Annotated in this window: 17 protein-coding genes; 8 read left to right on the top strand and 9 right to left on the bottom strand. The window is 64.5% G+C overall.

What is annotated here, in order from left to right:
• The first annotated feature begins 69 nt into the window (after positions 1 to 69).
• The 8 genes from BM397_RS18620 (at position 70) to BM397_RS18585 (ending at position 8,004) form a co-directional block, all read left to right on the top strand.
• Positions 70 to 1,140: an ABC transporter ATP-binding protein gene (locus BM397_RS18620; protein WP_092429359.1), complete on the top strand. Its 1,071-nt coding sequence runs from the start codon at positions 70 to 72 to the stop codon at positions 1,138 to 1,140.
• A 48-nt stretch (positions 1,141 to 1,188) separates the two neighbouring features.
• Positions 1,189 to 2,484: an extracellular solute-binding protein gene (locus BM397_RS18615; protein WP_176806828.1), complete on the top strand. Its 1,296-nt coding sequence runs from the start codon at positions 1,189 to 1,191 to the stop codon at positions 2,482 to 2,484.
• A 68-nt stretch (positions 2,485 to 2,552) separates the two neighbouring features.
• Entirely contained in the window at positions 2,553 to 3,488 is a 936-nt protein-coding gene (locus BM397_RS18610) for a carbohydrate ABC transporter permease (RefSeq protein ID WP_092429355.1), read from the top strand.
• Positions 3,488 to 4,327 (top strand): carbohydrate ABC transporter permease, encoded by an 840-nt coding sequence (locus tag BM397_RS18605; protein ID WP_092429353.1) that lies wholly within the window; start codon positions 3,488 to 3,490, stop codon positions 4,325 to 4,327. The genes BM397_RS18610 and BM397_RS18605 overlap by 1 nt, the downstream gene beginning before the upstream one ends.
• A 32-nt stretch (positions 4,328 to 4,359) precedes the next feature.
• On the top strand, positions 4,360 to 5,133 hold the full coding sequence (locus tag BM397_RS18600; protein WP_092429351.1) for a class II aldolase/adducin family protein: 774 nt from the start codon (positions 4,360 to 4,362) through the stop codon (positions 5,131 to 5,133).
• Positions 5,130 to 6,410 carry an LLM class flavin-dependent oxidoreductase gene (locus BM397_RS18595; RefSeq protein WP_092429349.1) on the top strand — a complete coding sequence of 427 codons (1,281 nt, stop codon included), beginning with the start codon at positions 5,130 to 5,132 and terminating at the stop codon, positions 6,408 to 6,410. Before BM397_RS18600 ends, BM397_RS18595 begins: the two co-directional genes overlap by 4 nt.
• A gap of 68 nt (positions 6,411 to 6,478) precedes the next feature.
• The gene (locus BM397_RS18590) at positions 6,479 to 7,192 is read left to right on the top strand and encodes an alpha/beta fold hydrolase (RefSeq protein ID WP_176806826.1); all 714 of its coding nucleotides are present in this window, start codon (positions 6,479 to 6,481) and stop codon (positions 7,190 to 7,192) included.
• 110 nt (positions 7,193 to 7,302) lie between these two features.
• On the top strand, positions 7,303 to 8,004 hold the full coding sequence (locus BM397_RS18585; RefSeq protein WP_092429345.1) for a GntR family transcriptional regulator: 702 nt from the start codon (positions 7,303 to 7,305) through the stop codon (positions 8,002 to 8,004).
• 256 nt (positions 8,005 to 8,260) lie between these two features.
• On the opposite strand, the gene BM397_RS18580 is transcribed toward BM397_RS18585, so the two are convergent.
• The 9 genes from BM397_RS18580 to BM397_RS18540 form a co-directional block, all read right to left on the bottom strand.
• Positions 8,261 to 9,400 (bottom strand): DSD1 family PLP-dependent enzyme, encoded by a 1,140-nt coding sequence (locus tag BM397_RS18580; RefSeq protein WP_092429343.1) that lies wholly within the window; start codon positions 9,398 to 9,400, stop codon positions 8,261 to 8,263.
• Between the two features lie 10 nt (positions 9,401 to 9,410).
• On the bottom strand, positions 9,411 to 10,688 hold the full coding sequence (locus BM397_RS18575; RefSeq protein ID WP_092429341.1) for an NAD(P)/FAD-dependent oxidoreductase: 1,278 nt from the start codon (positions 10,686 to 10,688) through the stop codon (positions 9,411 to 9,413).
• A complete protein-coding gene (locus BM397_RS18570) occupies positions 10,688 to 12,313 on the bottom strand; it encodes a GMC family oxidoreductase (protein WP_092429339.1) in 1,626 nt (541 codons plus the stop codon). Before BM397_RS18570 ends, BM397_RS18575 begins: the two co-directional genes overlap by 1 nt.
• Complete coding sequence (locus BM397_RS18565) at positions 12,310 to 12,840, bottom strand: hypothetical protein (RefSeq protein WP_092429337.1); 531 nt, start codon at positions 12,838 to 12,840, stop codon at positions 12,310 to 12,312. Before BM397_RS18565 ends, BM397_RS18570 begins: the two co-directional genes overlap by 4 nt.
• A gap of 15 nt (positions 12,841 to 12,855) precedes the next feature.
• Positions 12,856 to 14,337 (bottom strand): aldehyde dehydrogenase family protein, encoded by a 1,482-nt coding sequence (locus tag BM397_RS18560; RefSeq protein ID WP_092429335.1) that lies wholly within the window; start codon positions 14,335 to 14,337, stop codon positions 12,856 to 12,858.
• Complete coding sequence (locus tag BM397_RS18555) at positions 14,334 to 15,500, bottom strand: amidohydrolase/deacetylase family metallohydrolase (RefSeq protein ID WP_092429333.1); 1,167 nt, start codon at positions 15,498 to 15,500, stop codon at positions 14,334 to 14,336. Before BM397_RS18555 ends, BM397_RS18560 begins: the two co-directional genes overlap by 4 nt.
• Positions 15,501 to 15,565: 65 nt before the next feature.
• Complete coding sequence (locus tag BM397_RS18550; protein WP_092429331.1) at positions 15,566 to 16,561, bottom strand: ABC transporter ATP-binding protein; 996 nt, start codon at positions 16,559 to 16,561, stop codon at positions 15,566 to 15,568.
• A 9-nt stretch (positions 16,562 to 16,570) separates the two neighbouring features.
• On the bottom strand, positions 16,571 to 18,487 hold the full coding sequence (locus BM397_RS18545; protein ID WP_092429329.1) for an ABC transporter permease: 1,917 nt from the start codon (positions 18,485 to 18,487) through the stop codon (positions 16,571 to 16,573).
• A 100-nt stretch (positions 18,488 to 18,587) separates the two neighbouring features.
• Positions 18,588 to 19,892 (bottom strand): ABC transporter substrate-binding protein, encoded by a 1,305-nt coding sequence (locus tag BM397_RS18540; RefSeq protein ID WP_092429327.1) that lies wholly within the window; start codon positions 19,890 to 19,892, stop codon positions 18,588 to 18,590.
• Positions 19,893 to 20,086: the final 194 nt, after the last annotated feature.

The raw sequence follows: 20,086 nt of genomic DNA, 5'->3' as shown, positions 1-20,086 counted from the left end.
ACGGATGCGGAAATCTCCGCTCTGAGTCGCCCTGCCAGCGAGCACACCACACTGGCGGAAAGGACTTTCATGGCACAGGTCAGACTCGTCGATCTCGGCAAGACCTATGACGGCGCGAGCGCCAACACGATCAAGGGCCTCGATCTCGAGGTTGCCGACGGCGAGTTTCTCGTGCTTGTCGGACCTTCGGGCTGCGGCAAATCCACCACGCTGCGGATGATCGCCGGGTTGGAAGAGCCGACCGCTGGCGAGATCTGGATCAGCGACCGCCGCGTCGACGGGCTGGAGCCGCGCGAACGCGACATCGCGATGGTGTTTCAGAACTATGCGCTCTATCCGCACATGACGGTGGCCCAGAACATGAGCTTCGGGCTGCGGCTGGCAAAAGTCCCAAAGGCAGAGATCCGGCAGCGGGTCGAAACCGCAGCCGAGACACTGGGGCTGCGCGACTATCTGAACCGACACCCCAAGGCGCTTTCGGGCGGTCAGCGGCAGCGCGTCGCTATGGGGCGTGCCATCGTGCGCGAGCCCGGGGTTTTCCTGTTCGACGAGCCGCTGTCGAACCTCGATGCGCAGCTGCGCGGTCAGATGCGGACCGAGATCCGCCGATTGCATGACCGACTGTCGGCCACCACGGTCTATGTCACCCACGATCAGGTCGAAGCGATGACGCTGGCCGACCGCGTGGTGGTGCTCAAAGATGGCAGGATCGAACAGCAGGGCAGCCCGCAAGAGTTGTACGACCGGCCCGCCACCCGCTTTGTCGCCGGGTTCCTCGGCTCGCCACAGATGAACATGCTGAGCGGCGAGGTGCGGCAGGGTGCGCTCGATTTGGGCGGCGGCAGCCAGTTGGCGCTGTCCGCCGACCGGGCCGCGCCGCTCGAAGGGCGCAAGCTTGATGTCGGCATCCGCCCTGAGGCTTTCCGTCTGGCGGCACCTGAGGTCGCGGTGATCCACGGCCGCGCCGAGATGGTCGAGCTGCTGGGGGCGACCTCGTTGGTGCATTTCGTCCATGCGGGTCAGGCCTGCACGGCGCTGCTGGAGCCCTCCGAGGCGCCGCGCGCCGGCCAGCCGCTGCATCTGGGGCTCAGCCCTGACCGGATTTCCCTTTTCGACGCGGATTCGGGCCGCGCCGTCTGAACCACAAGAGCTGCAATGCCATCCCTACGCCCGACAGGAGAGCCCAACATGAAACACGTCCTATTCGCTGCCCTTGCAGGTGGTACGGCGCTGACCGCGCTGCCGGCCCTTGCCCAGCAGTCCGAATGCACCGCTGAACCGGTCACGCTGCGTATTCTGCGCACGCCGGGCAACTATCCCTATCCCGCCGCGATCGAAGCGTGGCAGCAGGAACATCCCTGCGTTTCCTTCGAGATCAACGAGGTGCCTTTCGCCCAGCTTGGTGACACCATTGCCGTGCAGGCCGCCTCGGATGATCCGCCCGACATTCTGGTCTATGACGGCCCCAATACCCAATCCTACGCCAAAGCCGGGATCCTGCTGCCGGTCACCGACTACCTGCCCGAGGGCTGGGACGACGATATCCTGCCCGCGACCAAGGCCGAGCACAGCTACGAAGGCGAAGTCTATTCGCCCGGTATCGAGCAGACCACCGTGGCGATGTATTACAACAAGGCGCTGACTGATGCCGCCGGCGTCACGCCGCCGCAGACCCTCGATGAAGCCTGGACCTGGCCCGAGGCGCTGGAAGCGTTCAAGGCCTGTCAGCAGGGCGAAGCCGGTGCGCCGTCGGTCTGGGGGCTCGGACCGACCCGCTTTGGCAATGGTCAGCCGGGGTTGGTCTATCAGGATCTGATCTACCAGCGCTCGAACGGCGATCCCGAAGCCGATCCGGAAAGCACCGCCTACAAAACCTTCTGGGCGATGGCCCCGGACGGCTCGACCGTCGAGGGCTATCTCGATACCCCCGAAGCGATCGAGGCGCTGACCTTTTACCGGGCGCTGTTCAACGAAGAGGGGGTCGCGCCGAAGGTCGGCATCCCCAACGCCTTCTTTGACGGCAAGGCCTGCTTCTACATCGACACGCCCGCTGCTGGCTCGGCTTTGCTGAAGGATCCGGTGATCGAGTGGGGCATCACGCCGATGCCCTACTTCAAGTCGCCGGTGGTGCACACCGGATCGACCACCATCGGTGTGACCGCCCGGTCGAACAACCCCGAGATCGCGGCGCAGTTCGCCGTCGACATGAGCTGGGGCGAGCTGGCGTATATGAACGTCAGCCAGCGCGGCAACCTGCCGACGCTCAAGTCGCTGTTCGACCGCTTCCCGATTTATCAGGACTACCCGATGAAGGTGTTCGTCGATCAGCTCGAAGAGTGGGGCCAGCCGCGTCCGCCCAGCCCGTACTTCGCGCAGTACGACCGCGTCGTGACCGATGCGCTGCGCTCGGTGGCCTTTGGCGGCGATCCCGAAGAGGCAATGCAGAACGCCGAGCGTGAAGTCGCGCGGGCGATGCGCCGCTAACCACCACATCCCGACTTCCGGGCGTCCCCCGTGACGCCCGGCCCTTTTTCTGAACATCCGGAGCAGGCATGACCGCGATAGACCGACAGATGGACGCCCCGAGAGCGGCACCGCGCCCCGCGCGCAACGCACGCCAGCGCAAGGACACGCGCACCGCCTTCGCCTTTCTCGCGCCGTTTCTGATCCTTCTGCTGGTCTTCCAGTATGTGCCCCTGGCGATGATGGCGAAGAACGCCTTCATGGACTACTCGCTGCTCAATCCCGATGCGGCGAAGTTCGTCGGCATGCTGAACTTCGAAGACATGTTCTACTTCGATGACGCCCGCGAAAGCCTTGCCGCGACGTTCCTCTTCGCGCTCATCGTGGTGCTGATCGTCATCCCGCTGGGCTTCGTCCTTGCGCTGTTTCTCAACTCGACACTGCCCGCGCGGGCATTGGTGCGCACCATCATCATGCTGCCGGTTGTGACATCGGCGGTGGTGGTCGCGACCATGTGGAACTTCCTGCTCGATCCGTCGAACGGGCTGATCAACGGCGTGATCGCGCTGTTCGGGCTGCCGCGGCAGCCCTTCCTCACCTCCCCGAACCAGGCGCTGATCATGATCTCGGTGATGACCGCATGGCAACAGGTCGGCTTTGCCACCATCCTGTTTCTCGGGGGTCTGCAGGGCGTGCCCAAGGAGCTGTCCGAGGCCGCGCGCATCGATGGCGCAACGCGCTGGCAGGTCTTGTGGAACATCACCGTGCCTCTGCTGTCACGCACCACGCTGTTTGTCGTGGTGATCATGACCGTATTCTCTCTGCAGGCCTTTGCCCCGGCGTTCCTGATGACCGACGGCGGCCCGAACAGCAGCACCAATCTCATTGTCTACCACATCTACAAGATGGCCTTCGTAATGCAGAACGCGGGCTATGCCTCAGCGTTGTCGCTGGTGCTGCTGCTGATCGTGCTTGGCATCTCGCTGCTGCAGATGTGGCTTCTTCGAGCGAAGTGGAACTATTGATGACCGCCCTGCGCCGACCGCTTGCCCTTACGCTGATCCTGCTCCTGATCCTGGCCTGTTTCTTCGCGCCGTTTCTGTGGATCGTGTCGAACTCGTTCAAGCCGCAGCTTGGCATCTTCTCTGACGTCACGCCGATCAGCTGGCGCACCTTCCTGCCGCTCGAGCCAGTGCTCGACAACTATCGCAGCCTGTTCGAGCGCACCAACATCCTGCGCGCCCTGCTCAATACCGCGATCGTGTCGGTCGGGCAGGTGACGCTGACGCTGATCCTCTGCGCGATGGCTGCCTACGCGCTGACCCGCATCAAGTTCCGCGGATCGCAGGTGGTGTTCGTGGTGATCCTGCTGACCTTCCTGTTGCCGGTGGAGGCGATGCTGGTGCCGCTGTTTCAGGTTGTCTCAGGGCTCGGGCTTGCCAACTCGCTGCTGGGCGTGATGATCCCGTGGATCGCCTCGCCGTTCGGGCTGTTCCTGCTCAAGCAGGCCTTCGAGGAGCTCCCGCGCGATCTTGAGGATGCGGCGCGGATCGACGGTGCCGGCCATGTCCGCACCTTCTTCTCGATCATCCTGCCCAACGTGAAGGTTCCGCTGCTGACCCTTGGTCTGGTGACGTTCCTGTTTTCGTGGAACAGTTTCCTGTGGCCGCTGGTGATCGCGCAGAACCCCGACATCCAGCTCATTCAGGTCGCCATCGCGCAGCAGGGCTCGCCAACCCAGCTTCCCAACTGGGGGGAGACCTTCGCCGGCGCCACCGTGGCGACGCTGCCGCTGATCCTGCTCTTCCTCGTCCTGCAAAAGTATTTCACCCAGGGCATGGCGATGAGCGGCATCAAGGGCTGACACCGCGCACAGACAAAAAAAGGACCCCTAAAATGACCGAATATCCAAAGCCCGAACGCTACTCGGACAACGAATGGGAGGCCCGCGTCTCGCTCGCGGCGGCCTATCGCATGGTGGCGCGGCTGGGCCTCGACGACCTCATCTACAACCATATTTCGATGCGGGTTCCGGGCACCACGGACCAGTTCCTGATCAACCCCTACGGCCTGCTCTTCAGCGAGATCACCGCGTCGTCGCTGGTGAAGATCAACACCCGTGGCGAGGTCATCGAGGACACCGAATACACCGTCAACAAGGCCGCCTTCGTGATCCACGCCGCGGTGCACAAATCCAGCGAGACCGCGCATTGCGTGCTGCATACCCACTCGGACGCGTCGACCGCGGTGTCCGGTCAGCCGGACGGGCTTCTGCCGCTGAGCCAGTTCGCCATGCGGTTCTACAACCGTCAGGGTTTCCATGACTACGAGGGCGTGGCGATCGACGAGGCCGAGCAGCAGCGCATCGTCGCCCACCTTGGCGACAACCCGGTGATGCTGATGCGCAATCACGGCATCCTCACCGTCGGGCGCACCGCGGGCGAGGCCTTCATGCTGCTCTATTATTTCGAGCGCGCGGCGAAGATCCAGTTGCAGATGCAGGCCGCCTGCGCCTCGGGCGTGCCGCTGGTCATTCCCGATCACGACGTCTGCGAAAAGGCGGCGCGACAGTTCTGGGAGCTCAAGGGAGATATCCTGATCCCCGGCGAGCGCGAATGGCCCGCCCTAATGCGCGATCTCGACCGCGTCGATCCGGGTTACCGCGCATGAGCCGCCAGATCCGCTTCGGCCTGTTCCTGCTCGGCACTGGCAGCCATATCTCCGGTTGGCGGATGCCGGGCGCCATCGACGGCTTCGAGAATATCGCCGAGATCACCGCGATCTGCCAGGAGGCAGAACGCGGGTTCTTCGACCTGATCTTCATGGGCGACAACCTCAACGCCGATCCGTCTGCGCACCCGTCCTACTGCTCGCGGCTTGAGCCGATGACCATGCTCTCTGCGGTGGCCATGGCGACCAAGCACGTGGGGCTGGGGGCGACTTCTTCAACCACCTATGGCGATCCGTGGACGCTGGCCCGGGCCTTTGCCTCGCTCGATCACATCTCGGGCGGGCGGGCGGCCTGGAACTCCGTGACCACCTCGAACCCGCAAGCGGCGGCCAATTTCGGCACCACCCATCCCGATCACGCCCGGCGCTACGAGATGTCGGCAGAGTTCATCGAGGTGGTGAAGGAGCTCTGGGGCGCTTGGGAGGAGGGTGCTCTGGTCAAGGATGCCGAGAGCGGGAAATACTTTGACACAGGCAAGATCCGCAGCATCGATCACGAGGGGCCGTTCTTCAAGGTGAAAGGGCCGGTGAACATCTCGCGCCCGCCGCAGGGGCGGCCGCTGATCCTGCAGGCCGGCGGCTCCGAGGCCGGTCAGGAGTTGGCGGCCAAGCATGCCGACGTGGTGTTCACCGTAACCCAGGATCGCGCCGAGGCAGCGGAATTCTACGCCGGCCTCAAGGCACGGCTACCCAAGAACGGGCGCGCCGAAGGCGACCTCGTGGTGCTGCCCGGGGTGATGCCGGTGGTCGGTCGCACCGAGGCGGAGGCGCGCGCCAAGCTCAGCCGCCTGATGAGCTTCGTCGACGACGAGACCGCGCTCGGCATGCTGTCGGAGCGGTTCAACACCGATCTCAGCGGCTATGACCTCGACGGGCCAATCCCGGATCTGGGCGAAAACGACGCCTATCATGCCTTCGCAAAGGCGATGCTGTCCAAGGCCAAGCGCGAGAACATGACGCTGCGCGACCTCTACGCGCTGGTGGCCGCCGCGCGCGGGCACTGGGTGCTCTGCGGCTCAGCCGAACAGGTGGCCGACACGCTGCAGGAATGGTTCGAGAGCGGCGCCGCCGACGGGTTCAATGTCATGCCCGGCTGGTTCATGGACGGGTTCACCGATTTCATCGACCTGGTGGTGCCCATCCTGCAGGAGCGCGGCCTCTATAAGACCGGCTACGCGGAGGGAACTCTGCGCGACAAGCTCGGTCTGCCCGCTTGATCCGGCACAGCGCCGATACGCCCGCGGGCCCGGTCCGGGTGACCGCGGCCGGCGGGCAGGGGCGCCCATTGCTGCTGATCCACGGTTGGGGCGGGCAGGGGGCGCAATGGACAGCGCTTCTGCCCGCGCTCGCCGAGCGCTTCCAGGTACTGGTTGCCGATCTGCCGGGCGGTCCCGACGCGCCGCTGTCGGGGGCGGTCAGCATGGAGAGGCTGGGGCAGGGAGTGGCGACGCTGCTCCGGCAGGCGAAGTTGCGCGAGGTGGTGATCGTCGGGCACTCGATGGGCGGCCCGGTGATGGTCGAGGCCGCGCTGGCCGCTCCGGATCGCATCTCCGGGCTGCTCGGTCTCGATACGCTGGCCGACCGGATGTTCTATGGCGGCAGCAGCGCCGCTGAAATCGCCATGCGCCGTACCGCCTTCGCGGCGGATCTGGTCCGTCAGACCCGCGCCATGATCTTTGCCATCGCGGCGCTCGGCACGCCGGAGCCGGTAAAGGAGGCAATCTGCGCCAGCGTGTTGCGCGCACGGCCCGAGGATCTGCTGGCGCTGCGCGACGCGCTTTTCGCCTGGCGGTGCGGCGAGCGCCTGCCGCGGCTCGCCGTTCCGTTGCGGCTGCTCAACTCCGCCGAGGTTACCGCAGCCCATGCGCGCGATCCGCTGCCCAGCCTCGCAAGAGTGCCCCAGACCGTCTATGGTACGGGCCATTTCCCGCAGATCGAAAGCCCAGACCGACTGCTGCCGGCTCTGCTGGCTGAACTTGACCAATTTGGAATTGACTGAGATGAATCCCATGGGGGAGGAACTGTATATTCCAATTCGCTTTTGGGTATACTGTAGCTCCCTTCCCTTCGGCCTAATCCAGACGTCTACCTGATGCAGGATCCTATTTAATGAACCAGATCATCGACACGCGTGCGGAAAAGGCCCGTCTTCGCCAGCCGACCCGCTCGGAGGAACTGCAGGACGATCTCAAGCGGCTGATCGTCGGGGGAGAGATGAAGCCCGGCGACCGACTCGACGAGACCGAGATCGCCAAGCGTTTCGCGGTGTCCCGTACCCCTGTCCGCGAGGCGATAAAGGGACTCGTGGCCAGCGGCCTCGTCGAGGTGCGGGGGCGTCAGGGGACTTTCGTTGCCACCCTCTCCATCCCGATGCTGATCGAGATGTTTGATCTCATGGCTGCGCTCGAGGGGCTCTGCGCGCGGCTTGCCGCCCGGCGCGCGACCCGTGAAGAAAAGGACCGCATGCTCGGTATACAGGCCCGGCTCGAGCATGCCTTCGCCGACAATGATCCCGAAGCCTTCTATGCGATAAACGAGGAATTCCACGATCTGCTCTACACGGCGGGGCACACGCATTTCCTTGCCGACCAGACCGTTGCTTTGCGCCTTCGCCTGTCTCCCTACCGCCGGCAGGTGACCTTTCAGCCCGGCAAGATGCGAGCAACGCTGAGCGAGCACAAGCGGATCATAGAGGCCATAGATGCGGGCGATCCCGACGAGGCGATGTCGGCGGCCAGCGAACACGTCCGCCTGCTGGGCGATCACCTCTCGGATTTCATCGCGACGATCCCGCCGCATCTGTTGGGTTGATCTTGGTCGGGCAGCGCTCCGGAAGCGGGCCGCGGATTCGTGTCGCCCGATAGCCCGGGAACGTTTCGCAGTTCGCGCCGCCAACCCGTCATCGCGAAACAGCCGTAAAATTCCAGCTTCCGGTGGTCCGGCGCGGGGGAGCAGAGCTGGCCGACCATGCTTTGGCATTTAACCCGGACCACTCGATGGGGTCAGCCCTGCTCCATGCAAGGCCCGCCAAATCTGGGCTTATCAAAGCCACTGAAGGATGAACGCGCTAGAACAGTTTGCCCCGCGCAGTTACTGGCCAGATCGTTTCTACCCGACCGTCACGAACGCCGATATAAAAGTCGTGAAGGTTGCAAGTGGGATCGCAATGTCCTGGAACCAGCATCAGCCTGTTGCCAAGCGCCAACTTCTCTTCAGGATCTTCAATTGTCCCGTGTTCGTCTGAGGCGCCGGTATAGCGCAGGCCGGGCACGTCGATCCGTGGTAGCCCGCTGTCGACGGCAAGGGCCTTCAGCCCTGCGTCACAAATCGCGCGCCCCGGAACGGGTCGGCTCATAACTTCGGTCAGGACGAATAGCGCGTTCTCCATGCCGCCGGGTCGCTCACCGCTGGCTTCGCTCACGCGGTCATAATCGGCATCCATGAAAATATAGGACCCGCACTGAAGCTCGTTCACGGCTCCAAGATCAGCATCCAGAACGAAGGAGCCCGTGCCCGCCCCGCCTATCGTCTCGCAGGAGAGGCCCGCCTCCCTCAGGGCGGTGATCGTGGTTTTCGTGGCTTTGGCGGCACTTCGTGCTGCCACGCGCCTCTCTTCTGCACAGGCAATATGCTGAAGCGATCCCTGGTAGGCCTGCAGGCCATTGAAGCGAAGTCCATCCGATGCATCGACAAGACGGGCCAGTGTGACCGCCTCGGATCCCGGCTGCACACCGCAGCGCCGGGCACCGCAGTCGATCTCGACAAGCAAACCGATCTCGACGCCCGCCGCAACGGCGGCGGCGGAAATCTGGGCGACCTGCGCGGGATCATCCACGCAGACCTGTACCTTCGCGTGCTCGGCCAGTCTTGCCAGCCGAGCGGCACGCGCCTCGCCCCAGATCTGGTTCGACACCAGCACGTCGGTGATGCCGGCCCGCACGAGAGCCTCGGCCTCGGATACCTTCTGGCTGCAGATGCCCACGGCGCCGCCGCTTTCGATCTGCAGCTTGGCGATATCGGCTGACTTGTGGGTCTTGGCGTGGGCCCGTAGCCGCAAGCCCCTGGCGGCGACAAAGCGCTTCATGCGCATCAAGTTGCGGTCGAAGGCATCGAGGTCGATCACCAGGGCCGGTGTGAACACCTTGGACAGGGGATCGCCGATGCGGGCGGGGACGTCGTATCCGGGATCGGGCGGGTCTTGAAACATTTCGGGGTCCTTAGGGGCTGGCGAAGCGTGTGGGCAGGAACGGGGCCGGGTCGACGAATGGCGTCTTGCCGGACATCATCTCGGCAACGAGGCGACCGGTTGCGGCGCCCATCGTCAAGCCTTGGTGCCCGTGTCCGAAGGCGAACCACAGTCCATCGTCCCTGCCGGCAGGGCCGATCACGGGCAGCATGTCCGACACGCAGGGCCGCCCGCCCATCCAAGGATCGTCCTCGACCCGCGCGCCGAGCGGGAACATGGCGCGGGCGATCTCTTCGGCGCGCGTGATCTGGATGGGGGTTTTCGGTGCGTCGATCCTGCCGACTTCGGCGCCGGTCGTCAGGCGGATGCCCCTCTGCATGGGTGCCAGCAGGAAGCCAGTCTCAAGATCGGCGATCCAGTTGTTCAGCGGTTTGTCCGGGCATGGCTGGAAGTGCCGGTGGTAACCACGCTTGACGAAGAACGGAATTCGATAGCCCAGCTGCCGGGTCAGAGTGCCGGACCATGCGCCGGTGGCTAGCACCGCCTGCGGTGCGTTGGCGACGACCGCGCCACTTGGATCGCGGATTTCCCACATGTCGGCCCTGCGTTCAAGCCGGGCCAGCTGCGCCTTCAACATGGTGCCGCCAGCAGCCACGAAGGCATCGGCATAGGCTTCATTCAGCTTGCCCGGATCGCGCACCGTCCATGTATCGTTCCAGTGCAGGGCCCCCCGGAACCGCTCGGTCAGATTGGGTTCGAGCGCGGCGACGGCGTCCCCATCTAGGTGCCCGAAGGATACGCCGTAGCCCTCCTGGTTGCGCCGGGCCGCGGCCAGACCTGCGGCAAGGCCAGCGTCGCTGCGGTATAGGTCGAACCAGCCGTCGCGCCGTATCAGGTTGGCGGCGCTCTCACCGGCCCAGTCGATCTGTTCGGCATGGGTGACAAGCGCCTGCGTGATCAGGGTGGAATAGGCCCTGGTGCTGCCGGCATGCGCCGCCGGGGCGGAATTCCTCCAGAAGCGGAACAGCGCCTCGGCGAAGCCAGGCAAGGCGGTCGGATGGTACCGGATCGCGATCCCACGCCGCAGGACAATGTCGAGGATTCTCGAAAGCGCGCGAGGGAAGGCATAGGGCGCGACGGCCTCCTTCTGCAGGACCCCGGCGTTGCCGAAGGAGGCCCCGCCCGCAGGCCCCGTCTTGTCCATGAGCGTGACCTGCCAGCCGCGTCGCTGAAGCTGAAGCGCGATGGACGTACCGACAAACCCCGCGCCGATAACCACGGCGCGGGGCTGGGAGGTCGGGGTGGCCATCATGCCGCCTCGGTGCGGGTGGTCGCGGACAACTCGGCGAAGCTGTCGCGCACATATTCTGCCGCGCGCAGCGCCATGGCCGAGATCGTCGGCGTGGGGTTGACCACGCCGCCGGTCGGCAGGACCGATCCATCGACGATGAACATGTTTGGTACGTCCCAGGATTGCTGCCAGCTGTTCACCACGGAGGCCTCGGGCGCGTCGCCCATCCGGCAGGTGCCGATCATGTGCCAGGCAGGCGTGCGGTAGATGCCATCCTTGTCGCGGTAGTCGGTTAGGGCGATCTCGTAGGCCCCGGCGGCTGCACCGATGTCTTCCAGCCTGTCGAGCATGTAGTTCATCATGCGCCGATCGTTTTCACCGGGTTCGTAGTGCATCCGTGCGATCGGGACGCCATCTTCGTCGACGACCTTGTCGTCCAGGAAGACCCTGTTTTCGGGATTGGGAAGGTCGTCGCCGATGGCAAAGAGGCCGATGGAATGGCCGAAGTGCCGCTCAAACCAGTCGTGGTGGCCCTTGCCCCAAGGGGCACGGGTGCCGGTGTGCCAGCCCGCGGTCATCTCGCCCGCCGAGGGGGTGGACGTCAGGCAGTTGAAGTTGAAGCCATTGACGAAACCGCGGCTGACATCGGTTTCGGCAAACTGCCTGCTAAACATCGAAGCAACGTAGCCCATGTGGCCGTTGACGGGTTCATCCACCCACATCTGCGCACCCACAAGTGTGTGGTGCAGCAGGTTGCGTCCGACCATCCCGGAAGAGTTGCCGATGCCTGAGGCCAGCAGGAGTCGAGGCGTCCCGACACCGTTGGCCGCCACGATCACCACCCGTGCCCGGGTCCGTTCGAGTGCGCCGGTGATCCGGTTCTTCCAGACCACGCCGGTTGCGCGCCCATCAGGGCCGGTCTCGATCCGCAGGACGCGCGCGTGGGTCTTCAGCTCGGCTCCGGCTGCCAGAGCCTTCGGCCAGACGGATTGCGAGTACAGGGTCATGGAACCGCGTGGGCAGCCATTGCAGAGGCCGCAGCCATTGCAGCCGGGCCGGCCATCGTAGTCCTCGGAGATCACTCCGGCTTCCGCGGGCCACCAGTGCCAGCCCAGTTTGTCGAAGGCCTTGGACAGGCGCTGCGCGGCGGGCGTGAAGGGGAGAGGGCCGGTGGGGCAGGCCGGCCGTGGCGGCATCGCCGGGTCGCCATTCAGTCCGCTGGTGCCCAGAAGGCGGTCGACCCGCTCGTAGAAGGGCGCGAGATCCTCGTAGCTGATCGGCCAGTTGGGCTGAAGACCGTGTTCGTCTCCCTTGCGAAAGTCGGACGGCCTGTAGCGCGGCCAGATCGCACCGTAGACGTTGGTCGACCCGCCCACCCCGTTCCACATCAGCACCTTGCTGGCATCGCTGTCGACAGGGTAGTCGTCGGGATGGCTGCGGGCGTTGACGTCGGGGTTCCAGCTGCTATTGCGCTCCCATCCCCAGTCGGAATGGGTATGGACGAACTCCTTGCGCTCGATCCATCCGCCCTGTTCGAGGCAAATCACGTCAAGGCCCGCCTCCGCAAGAACCTTGGCGTTGATCGCCCCTGTCGCGCCCGAGCCGATGATGAGAACGTCGCGAATATCGTCTTTGGCAATCATCTTTGAAGTCCCCATTTGGTCGTGATGCGGGTATCAAGTTCCAGCCCCGAGATATCGACGGGCCGGACGTCCTTGGTGGCGATGTAGTGACCTCGGCCGTGGGTCGGCGTCTGGGTTTCGAGATCGAACTTCGGCAGGTCGTAGCCCTTGATGTGCGGTCTCAGGCTATAGGGCGTGCCTCTTGCTGCAATCAGCGCCACAACGCTCGCGTCCTCGTAGTAGGCGAAGTAGGACGCGTCTTGCAGCCAGCCGAACAGATCGGGATCATTGCTTTCGAAGGCGCTGACCGCGTCGGTGCGGGCGGCGTCGGACTGGTCCAAAAGGGGAAGGCCATGCGCGCCCAAGGTCTCCGCCAGCTGGGCAAGGGTATCTTCGCCCTTCGCCTCAATGTAGCGGCGGAGCACGGCGTGTTGCACGCCGACCGCGGCGCCGGAGGGCCAGGCGTCATTGCCGGGAAGAAGCACGTCGGCCAGCGAGGCAAGTGCCTGTGTCAGGCGCATCTGCGCCGCAGGGGATGGGTGGGTCATGTGCGGACCTTCCTGTCAGCCGTAATTCGGGAGGGGGATCGAGACCATGCGCAATTCGGTCATGGCCTCGAGCGTGTGGCGCCCGCCGATCCGCCCGATCCCGGACGAGGTGCCGGAGCCGCCACCGAAGGGCATGTGGATTTCCCAGTAAGTAGTCGCGGCGTTGATGTTGACGATGCCGGCGCAGATCTCGCCCGACATGGCGAGGGCGGTCTCGATATCGGCGGAGAAGATCGCCGCCGACAGCCCGTATTCCGTGTCCTTCGCGACCTCCAGAAGAGCTTCGTCTCCGTCCAGCGCGATAACGGGAACCACGGGGCCGAAGGTTTCCTCCCGCGCGATCCGCATCTGCGGGGTCACGTCGGATAGGACTGTCGCGGCATAGAACATCTCGCTGCCGAGTTCGGGCAGGGCCTTGCCGCCGGCGAGGCAGGTGGCCCCTTGGGCGATAGCCTCGGCAACATGTTCGACGGTCTTGCGCGCGACGCCGGGGTTGTTGAGCGGCCCCATCGTCGTGCCCTGGTGCATCGGGTCGCCGGGATGAATTTTGACTGCGATCGCGGCGATCTTTTCGGCCAGGGGGGCGGCGATCCGGCTGTCGGCGAGGACGCGCCCGGTGGCCGCACAGATCTGGCCGGCGTTACCGAAGGCGCCCCGAGCTGCGGCCTCGGCCGCGGCATTGAGGTCGGCGTCGTGGCGCACGATGAGAGGGCCGTTGCCGCCCAGCTCGAGCATCATCGGCTTGCCTGCGCCGCGTTCCGCGATGCGCCGCCCCGTTGCGGCCGAGCCGGTGAAGCCAATCGCCTGGGTACCGGGGTTCGCGACGATCTCATCTCCGACTGTGGCGCCTTCCCCAAGGACCAGGTTGACCAGCCCTTGGGGCAGGCCAGCCTCCGCCAGTACCCGCATGAAGGCCACGGCCACGAGGGAGGTCGTGGGCGCAGGCACCCAGACCACGGCGTTGCCGGTGGCGATGGCTGGGGCGAGGTATTCCGTCGGGATGTTGACCGGGAAGTTCCACGGGGTGATCACCGCATAGACGCCACGCGGGAAGCGGCGGGTGAAGACATGCCGGCCCGGCGTTTCGCCGGGAATGGTTTCGCCGGTCATGTACTTGACCAGTTCGGCGTTCATGCGGAAGCCATCCGCGGCCTTGCCGACCTCGCCCTTGGCCTGCGCAAGGGGCTTGCCCTGTTCCATTGACAGGATCCGGGCAAGGTCTTCCTGCGCGGCGTCGATCGCGGCTCCAAGTCTTTCGCACAGGGCCGCGCGGTCCCAAAGCGGTACGCGCGCCCAAGGTTTCTGCGCCTTGGCAGCGGCGGCAATCGCCCGCTGGGCGGTCTTGCGGCTGCTCTTGGGCAATTGGGCCAGGACCGCGCCGTTGGCCGGATTGACGACGTCGAAGCTCGCCTCCTCGGTGTTCTCCCAGTGCCCGCCGATATAATTCCCCGGCTGGGCCACCAGGGGAAGCACAGGGCGTTCAAGCGTGGTGGTCATCCGTCGATCCTTTCCTCGAGCAGAGTTTTCTCGCGATGGAACCAGGCGCCGCCGATGACGCAGCCGTCGGCGAAGATGCGGCTGTCGTGGGTCACCACTTCGCCCATCACGTCTTCCAGCGGATAGCTTCCGCGGCGCAGCGACAGCACCGAGGCATCGCCCTCGGTTCCGATGGCCAGAGACCCCAGCGAAGGACGACGGATCGCGCGGGCCGGTGTCTCGGTCGAGGCGCGGATGATCTCTGTCAGGGGCATGTCGAGGGGCAGGAACTTCGACAAGGTGGTCACCTGGTCGTAGGCCGGACCGTCGATGCATAGCGCATGGACATCGGAGGAGATCACGTCGGGCGGGAAACCGTTGGCCATCATGCCGCGGGCGGTCTTCCAGCTGAACGACCCCATTCCGTGGCCGATGTCGAAGTAGACGCCGCGTTCTCGTGCGGCCAGCACGGCCGGTTTCACCTGCCCATCGCCCGTCAGCGGAGAGTTGGGGAAGGGGCGGAAGCAGTGGGTCAGCACGTCACCGGGGCGCAGCATGTCCACCACGGCCTCGTAACTGGGCGGCGGCTCATCGATGTGGCACATCAGCGGCAGCCCCGTCTCGTCGGCGACTTGAAGAGCGATTACGAGAGGGTCGATCCCGGATGGTCCCGACGCGTGGCGACCTATGCGGACCTTGATGCCGATGATGTTCTCGGGGTCGCTGTTGGCAACTTCGACGGCATCGCGGGGAGCCATCAGGCGGGCGTCGTGGCTTTCGCCGATCATGATCCGCTTCGAGAAGCCATAGATCCCGGCGAAGGAGATGTGCAGATAGGCCAGGATACGTGACCGCGAGGGCTCGATCACGTGCTTGAGGAAGCCAGGGTAGTTGCCGGGGCCGGCACTGCCGGTATCGACGGCGGTGGTGACGGCGGTGCGGCGGGCGAAATCGTCGGCATCGATGCCAAGAGAGGTGCCACCCCAATAGACGTGGGTGTGCAGGTCGATCAGGCCGGGGGTCACGATATGGCCGGACAGGTCCGAAACCTCACGGGCGGTGCCTTCGAGTGAGGTCCCAAGCGCCGCAACCTTGCCGTCCTTGAAGCCGACATCCATTACCGCGTCGATGCCCTGGGCCGGGTCGATAACCCGTCCGTTCCTGAGAAGTAGGTCGAAAGTCATCTTAGAGTTCCTGAGTAGGGAGCTGCATCGGCCGGAAGTCCGCCCGACGGAAGAGTGGCGCGCGATCAGATCGCGGCGCCGCTTGTGCTGTCGAAGCGGTAGACACGATGATCCTCGGCGCGCAGGGTGACTTCCGCGCCGGGCGCCAGGCCGTCGATGTCGCTTGCAGTAGCCTTGATCATCGCCCCGCCGATCTCGACATCGAGGAAATAGTGAGGACCCGCGGGCTCGATGAGCGTAAGGCGCCCATCGAGAGAGAAACCGCCGCTACCACCGAGCGTCAGATCATGGGGGCGCACACCAAGGGTGACCGCCCCGGGGTGGCCCGCGTCGGGCAGCATGTTCATGGTGGGTGAGCCGATGAATTCCGCGACGAAGCGGTTGGAGGGCTTGCGGTAGATCGTCATTGGGTCGGCGAACTGCTGAAGGTGGCCGCCTGCCAGCACCGCGATGCGGTCGGACATGACCATCGCCTCTTCCTGGTCGTGGGTGACGAAAAGCACGGTCAGGCCAAGCTCCCGGGCGAGGCGCTTGATCTCGGTTCGCATGTGGACGCGCAAGGACGCGTCGAGGTTCGACAGCGGTTCGTCCATTAGCAGCGCGGCAGGGTTGCGCACGACCGCGCGGCCCACGGCGACACGCTGACGCTGGCCGCCCGACAGTTCTGCCGGGGACCGGTCGAGCAACTTCGTCAGCCCCAGCATGTCCGCGGCCCAGTTGACCTGCCCGTGGATGGTCTCTGCGTCGATCTTCTGGCGACGCAGGGGGAAGGCGATATTCTCGCGCACGCTCATGTGGGGGTAGAGGGCGTAGTCCTGGAAGACGAGGGCTATGTTGCGGTCGCGCGGGTTGCGCGCTGCGATGTCCTGCCCGTCAAAGAGGATCTGTCCGTCAGTGATCTCTTCCAACCCGGCGACGCAGAAAAGCAGTGTGGACTTCCCGCATCCCGAGGGGCCGAGGAGAGAGACGAATTCCCCTTCGTGGATGTCGAGGTTGAGCGAATGAAGAACCTTGGTGTCGCCATAGGCCTTGCTGACGTTCTGGATGGTGATGGATGACATTGGGAACTCCTAGCCTTTGACGGCGCCGGACAGCGCGCCCTGCACGAGGTATCTTTGGAAGACGAAGGCGATGATTACCGGCGGCAGAACCGAGAGAACGGAGGCCGCGAAGAGGGGCCCGTACTCGTGGAAGCGTGCCTGTGACAGGAAGCCGGCCAGAACCACGGGGATGGTCTGCGCGTCCGGGGTCGAGGTGAGGATCATTGCGAAGAGGAACTCGTTCCAGCTGACGAGGAAGCCGAAGATGCCCGCGGCCACCAGTCCGGGACGGATCACGGGAAGAAGCACGCGCACCATCATCTGGAAGCGGGAACAGCCATCGATGATCGCGGCCTGGTCCAGGCTTTTGGGGACGCCCTCGAAGGTGCTTTTCATCATCCAGGCGATCAGCGGCAGCAAGATCGACAGGTGGGCGATGACCAGACCGCTGCGGGTGTCCAGAAGCCCGGCCATGCGGAACAGCACGAAGAAGGGCAGGACCAGCGTCAGAGCCGGCGTCATTCGGGTGAACAGCATTGTCCAGAGACCCGCCTGGAAGATCTTGGCCTTGGGCCACCGGGCGAAGACGTACCCTGCGAAGGGCGCGATGCTGACCGCGATCAGGACCGAGATCGCGCCGACAAGGAAGGAGTTCAGCAGCGAGAGCGGAACCCGCTTGGCCTGGGTCGACGTCGTGCCACCGTCGGGGAACAGGACAGCCTTGAAGTTGTCGAGGGTGACGCTCGAGGGCACCAGGGAGGCAGGCAGCTTGATCAGGTCGGTGGCCGGGGTCAGGCTCATGAGGAGGAGGAGGAGCACCGGAACTGCCGACCAGATGAAGAGCATCCCGATGCCCAGCCGGAACCCTGCACGGCCCAGCCATGTCTTCACGGCAGGAGAGAGAAGGGCAGGCCGGATCGCCGGGGCCGGCAGATCGTACGGACGGCGGATCCGATTGGAACCATGGCTCCCCAGCGAGGTCTTCTCGTCCGCCGGCAGGTCCACCGATCTTGCGGCACGCCTGCGGCGCGGGCCCAGCACGAGCACAATGATCACGGCCGCGACGAAGGACAGCGCGGTCAGGATATAGAGGATCGCCGCGCCTTCGCCGAAGCGGAGAAACTGGAACGAGGTCACGTAGCCCAGCCAGGCAAAGACGGTGGTGGACTGGCCCGGCCCGCCGCGGGTCATGATCCAGATGATGTCGAAGGCCATCAGGGCGTTGATTATGGTCAGGATCGACACGAAAAGCAGCGAAGGTTTCAGCCAAGGCAGCGTGATCAGGTAGAAGCGCTGCACGGGACCTGCGCCGTCCAGCATGGCGGCGCGGTGGAGGCTGGAGGGCATGGATTGGAGTCCGGCCAGCAGCATAAGCGCCGTCAGCGGCGCCTGGTTCCACACGTGTGTCAGTGCCACGAGGTTCAGCGCACGCGCACCATCGCCCAGCCATGGCATGGTCAGCGCGCTCAGCCCGAGGTCATTGAGCAGCGCGTTCAGAGATCCGAAGTCCCCGGCGTATATGAAGGACCAGAGGACGCCGACAGAAATCGGCGCCATGGCCCAGGGCACCAGCATGACCGATCGCATGATACCACGACCGCGAAAGGCCGTGTTCAGTAGCAGGGCCATGCCCAGGCCGATTACCGTGGTGCCGACCAGCGAGAAGCCGACAAAATACAGCGTCCGGGCGAAGGCGTCCCAAAACTCTGGGTTCTCGAGGACGATCCGGAAGTTTTCGAGACCGGCGAAGGAAGTCTTCCGCGTGATGGGGTTGGTGCGGTGCAGGACCAGCCAAAGCGAGTAGAGAAGCGGCAAGCCCACGACCAGAGCAACCAGCAGCAGCGTGGGAAGCGTGGCCAGGTAGGCGAAGAGAGGGGGGCCGGCCTTGCGGCGCCTGGACGTGCGGTGCGGCTTCGGGCGTGCCGAGAGATCTGTGGTCGAGACCATGGGAAATCCTTGGCTGGAGCGAAAGGTCACGAGGAAGACAAGAGGCATTCCATCGAACGAGGGAGAGGCAGGCGGCGTGACGCGCACGCCGCCACCGGTGTCACTCGTATTCGGACTTCAGACGCTTGGCCTGGGAGGCAAGCTTCTCGACCAATTCGTCGGTAGTGCCGGTGCCGCGAATGTACTCTTGGGCCTGCTGCATCATGTACAGGTCCCATTCCGAGAACCAGATTTCCTTGGCGATCGAGCGGGCCGTCGCTTTCTCGATCTGGGCGTTGGTCACGTCCAGATCACGCCACCTGCTGAAGCTTGCGACCACGTCGGGATCCGCCATCAGTTCCTTGTGCGCCGAGCCAAGGCCGAAGGTCAGCGCCCACTTCTTGCAGACGTGGTATTCGCCATCCTGGGCCTTGCCGCCGAAGAACTGGAGCATGTTCCACACTCGGTCGGCGTCGGCATTGGCGCCCATCAGGTAGGTCGCTGTCCAGGAGAAGGTGGATTGCGTCGTGCCGGGCATCAGGGCGTTCTTCACCTTGCCGGCGATCTGGGACAGCTCGGGGTCGTTGAAGACGCTTTGATTGTAGTCATGGTGGAAGGTGAAGACGTGTGCGCCAGAGGAGAAGGCGGGGATGCCCTCGTTCGGCTGGGTCATGATGTCCTCTACGACGAGGCCCTCGGCGTAGAGGCTGCGGTAGAATTCCAGCACCTTGCGCAGCGCGTCATCGTCGACGAAGTTTCCGTCGGCATCGAAGACCTGCGCGCCCTCAGCGTACCAAGTGCCGAAGAGGGACCACGACAAGGCCGGCCACTGCTGGCTCCACGAGCCGTTGAACGGTGCCGCAGAGATCCCCTGTTCCTTTAGCGCGCGGCAGGCATCGAGCAGCTCATCCAGCGTCGTGGGCACCGCGAGGCCGGCCTGCTCCAGAGCTTCGGAATTGTACATGAAGGCAAGGTGCCCCGCGTAGTAGGGCATGGCGGCGAAGCGACCGTCCGGCAGCGAAAGCGAAGACAGCGAAGCGGGGTAGAGACCTTCCTTGATTTCTTCGACGCCGGGCAGGCCTTCGAGGTCGCGGGTCCATCCTGCAATGTTCCAGCGTGCGACGCGGTCTTCCTCGGCATAGAGCATGTCGATGGCTTGACCGCCCAGCAGCTTGGTCTCGGCGATCGGGGGGTAGTCGCCGCTGACAAGTTCGTAGGCGACATTCTCATCGTAGAGGTCTTGGAAAATTGCGACGTTCTCTTCGACCATCTGTGGCTGGAACTGCCAGCCGATGAAGCTGATCGGGGTATCCGGTGCGGCCATAGCCGCGCGCCCGAAGAGGCCGGATGAGGTTACCCCCAGGGCGGCGCCTCCCATCAGAACGCTGCGTCGATTTGCGAGGAATTGGTTCAGTTTGTCAGTCATGAGCTTATTTCCCTGTCCTGGCGTCGCTGCGCCTTCTTGTTTACGACCGCGCCGGATCGCGGGGCCGGTCTTAGGGGCAGGAGAGGAAACGGGGCTCGTGCGTGTCCAACTTTTTCGCACTCTCACGGCGAAAAAGTTTCATTTAAAGATCAAAATTGTCGCTTATGGTGAAATGTTCCGCGTGAGAACGGCCT

It is taken from the genome of Alloyangia pacifica (genome assembly GCF_900116195.1).
In the GTDB taxonomy this organism is placed as follows: domain Bacteria; phylum Pseudomonadota; class Alphaproteobacteria; order Rhodobacterales; family Rhodobacteraceae; genus Salipiger; species Salipiger pacificus.
Note: the sequence above shows the minus strand (reverse complement) of the source record. Positions and strands in the feature narration are given on the sequence as shown.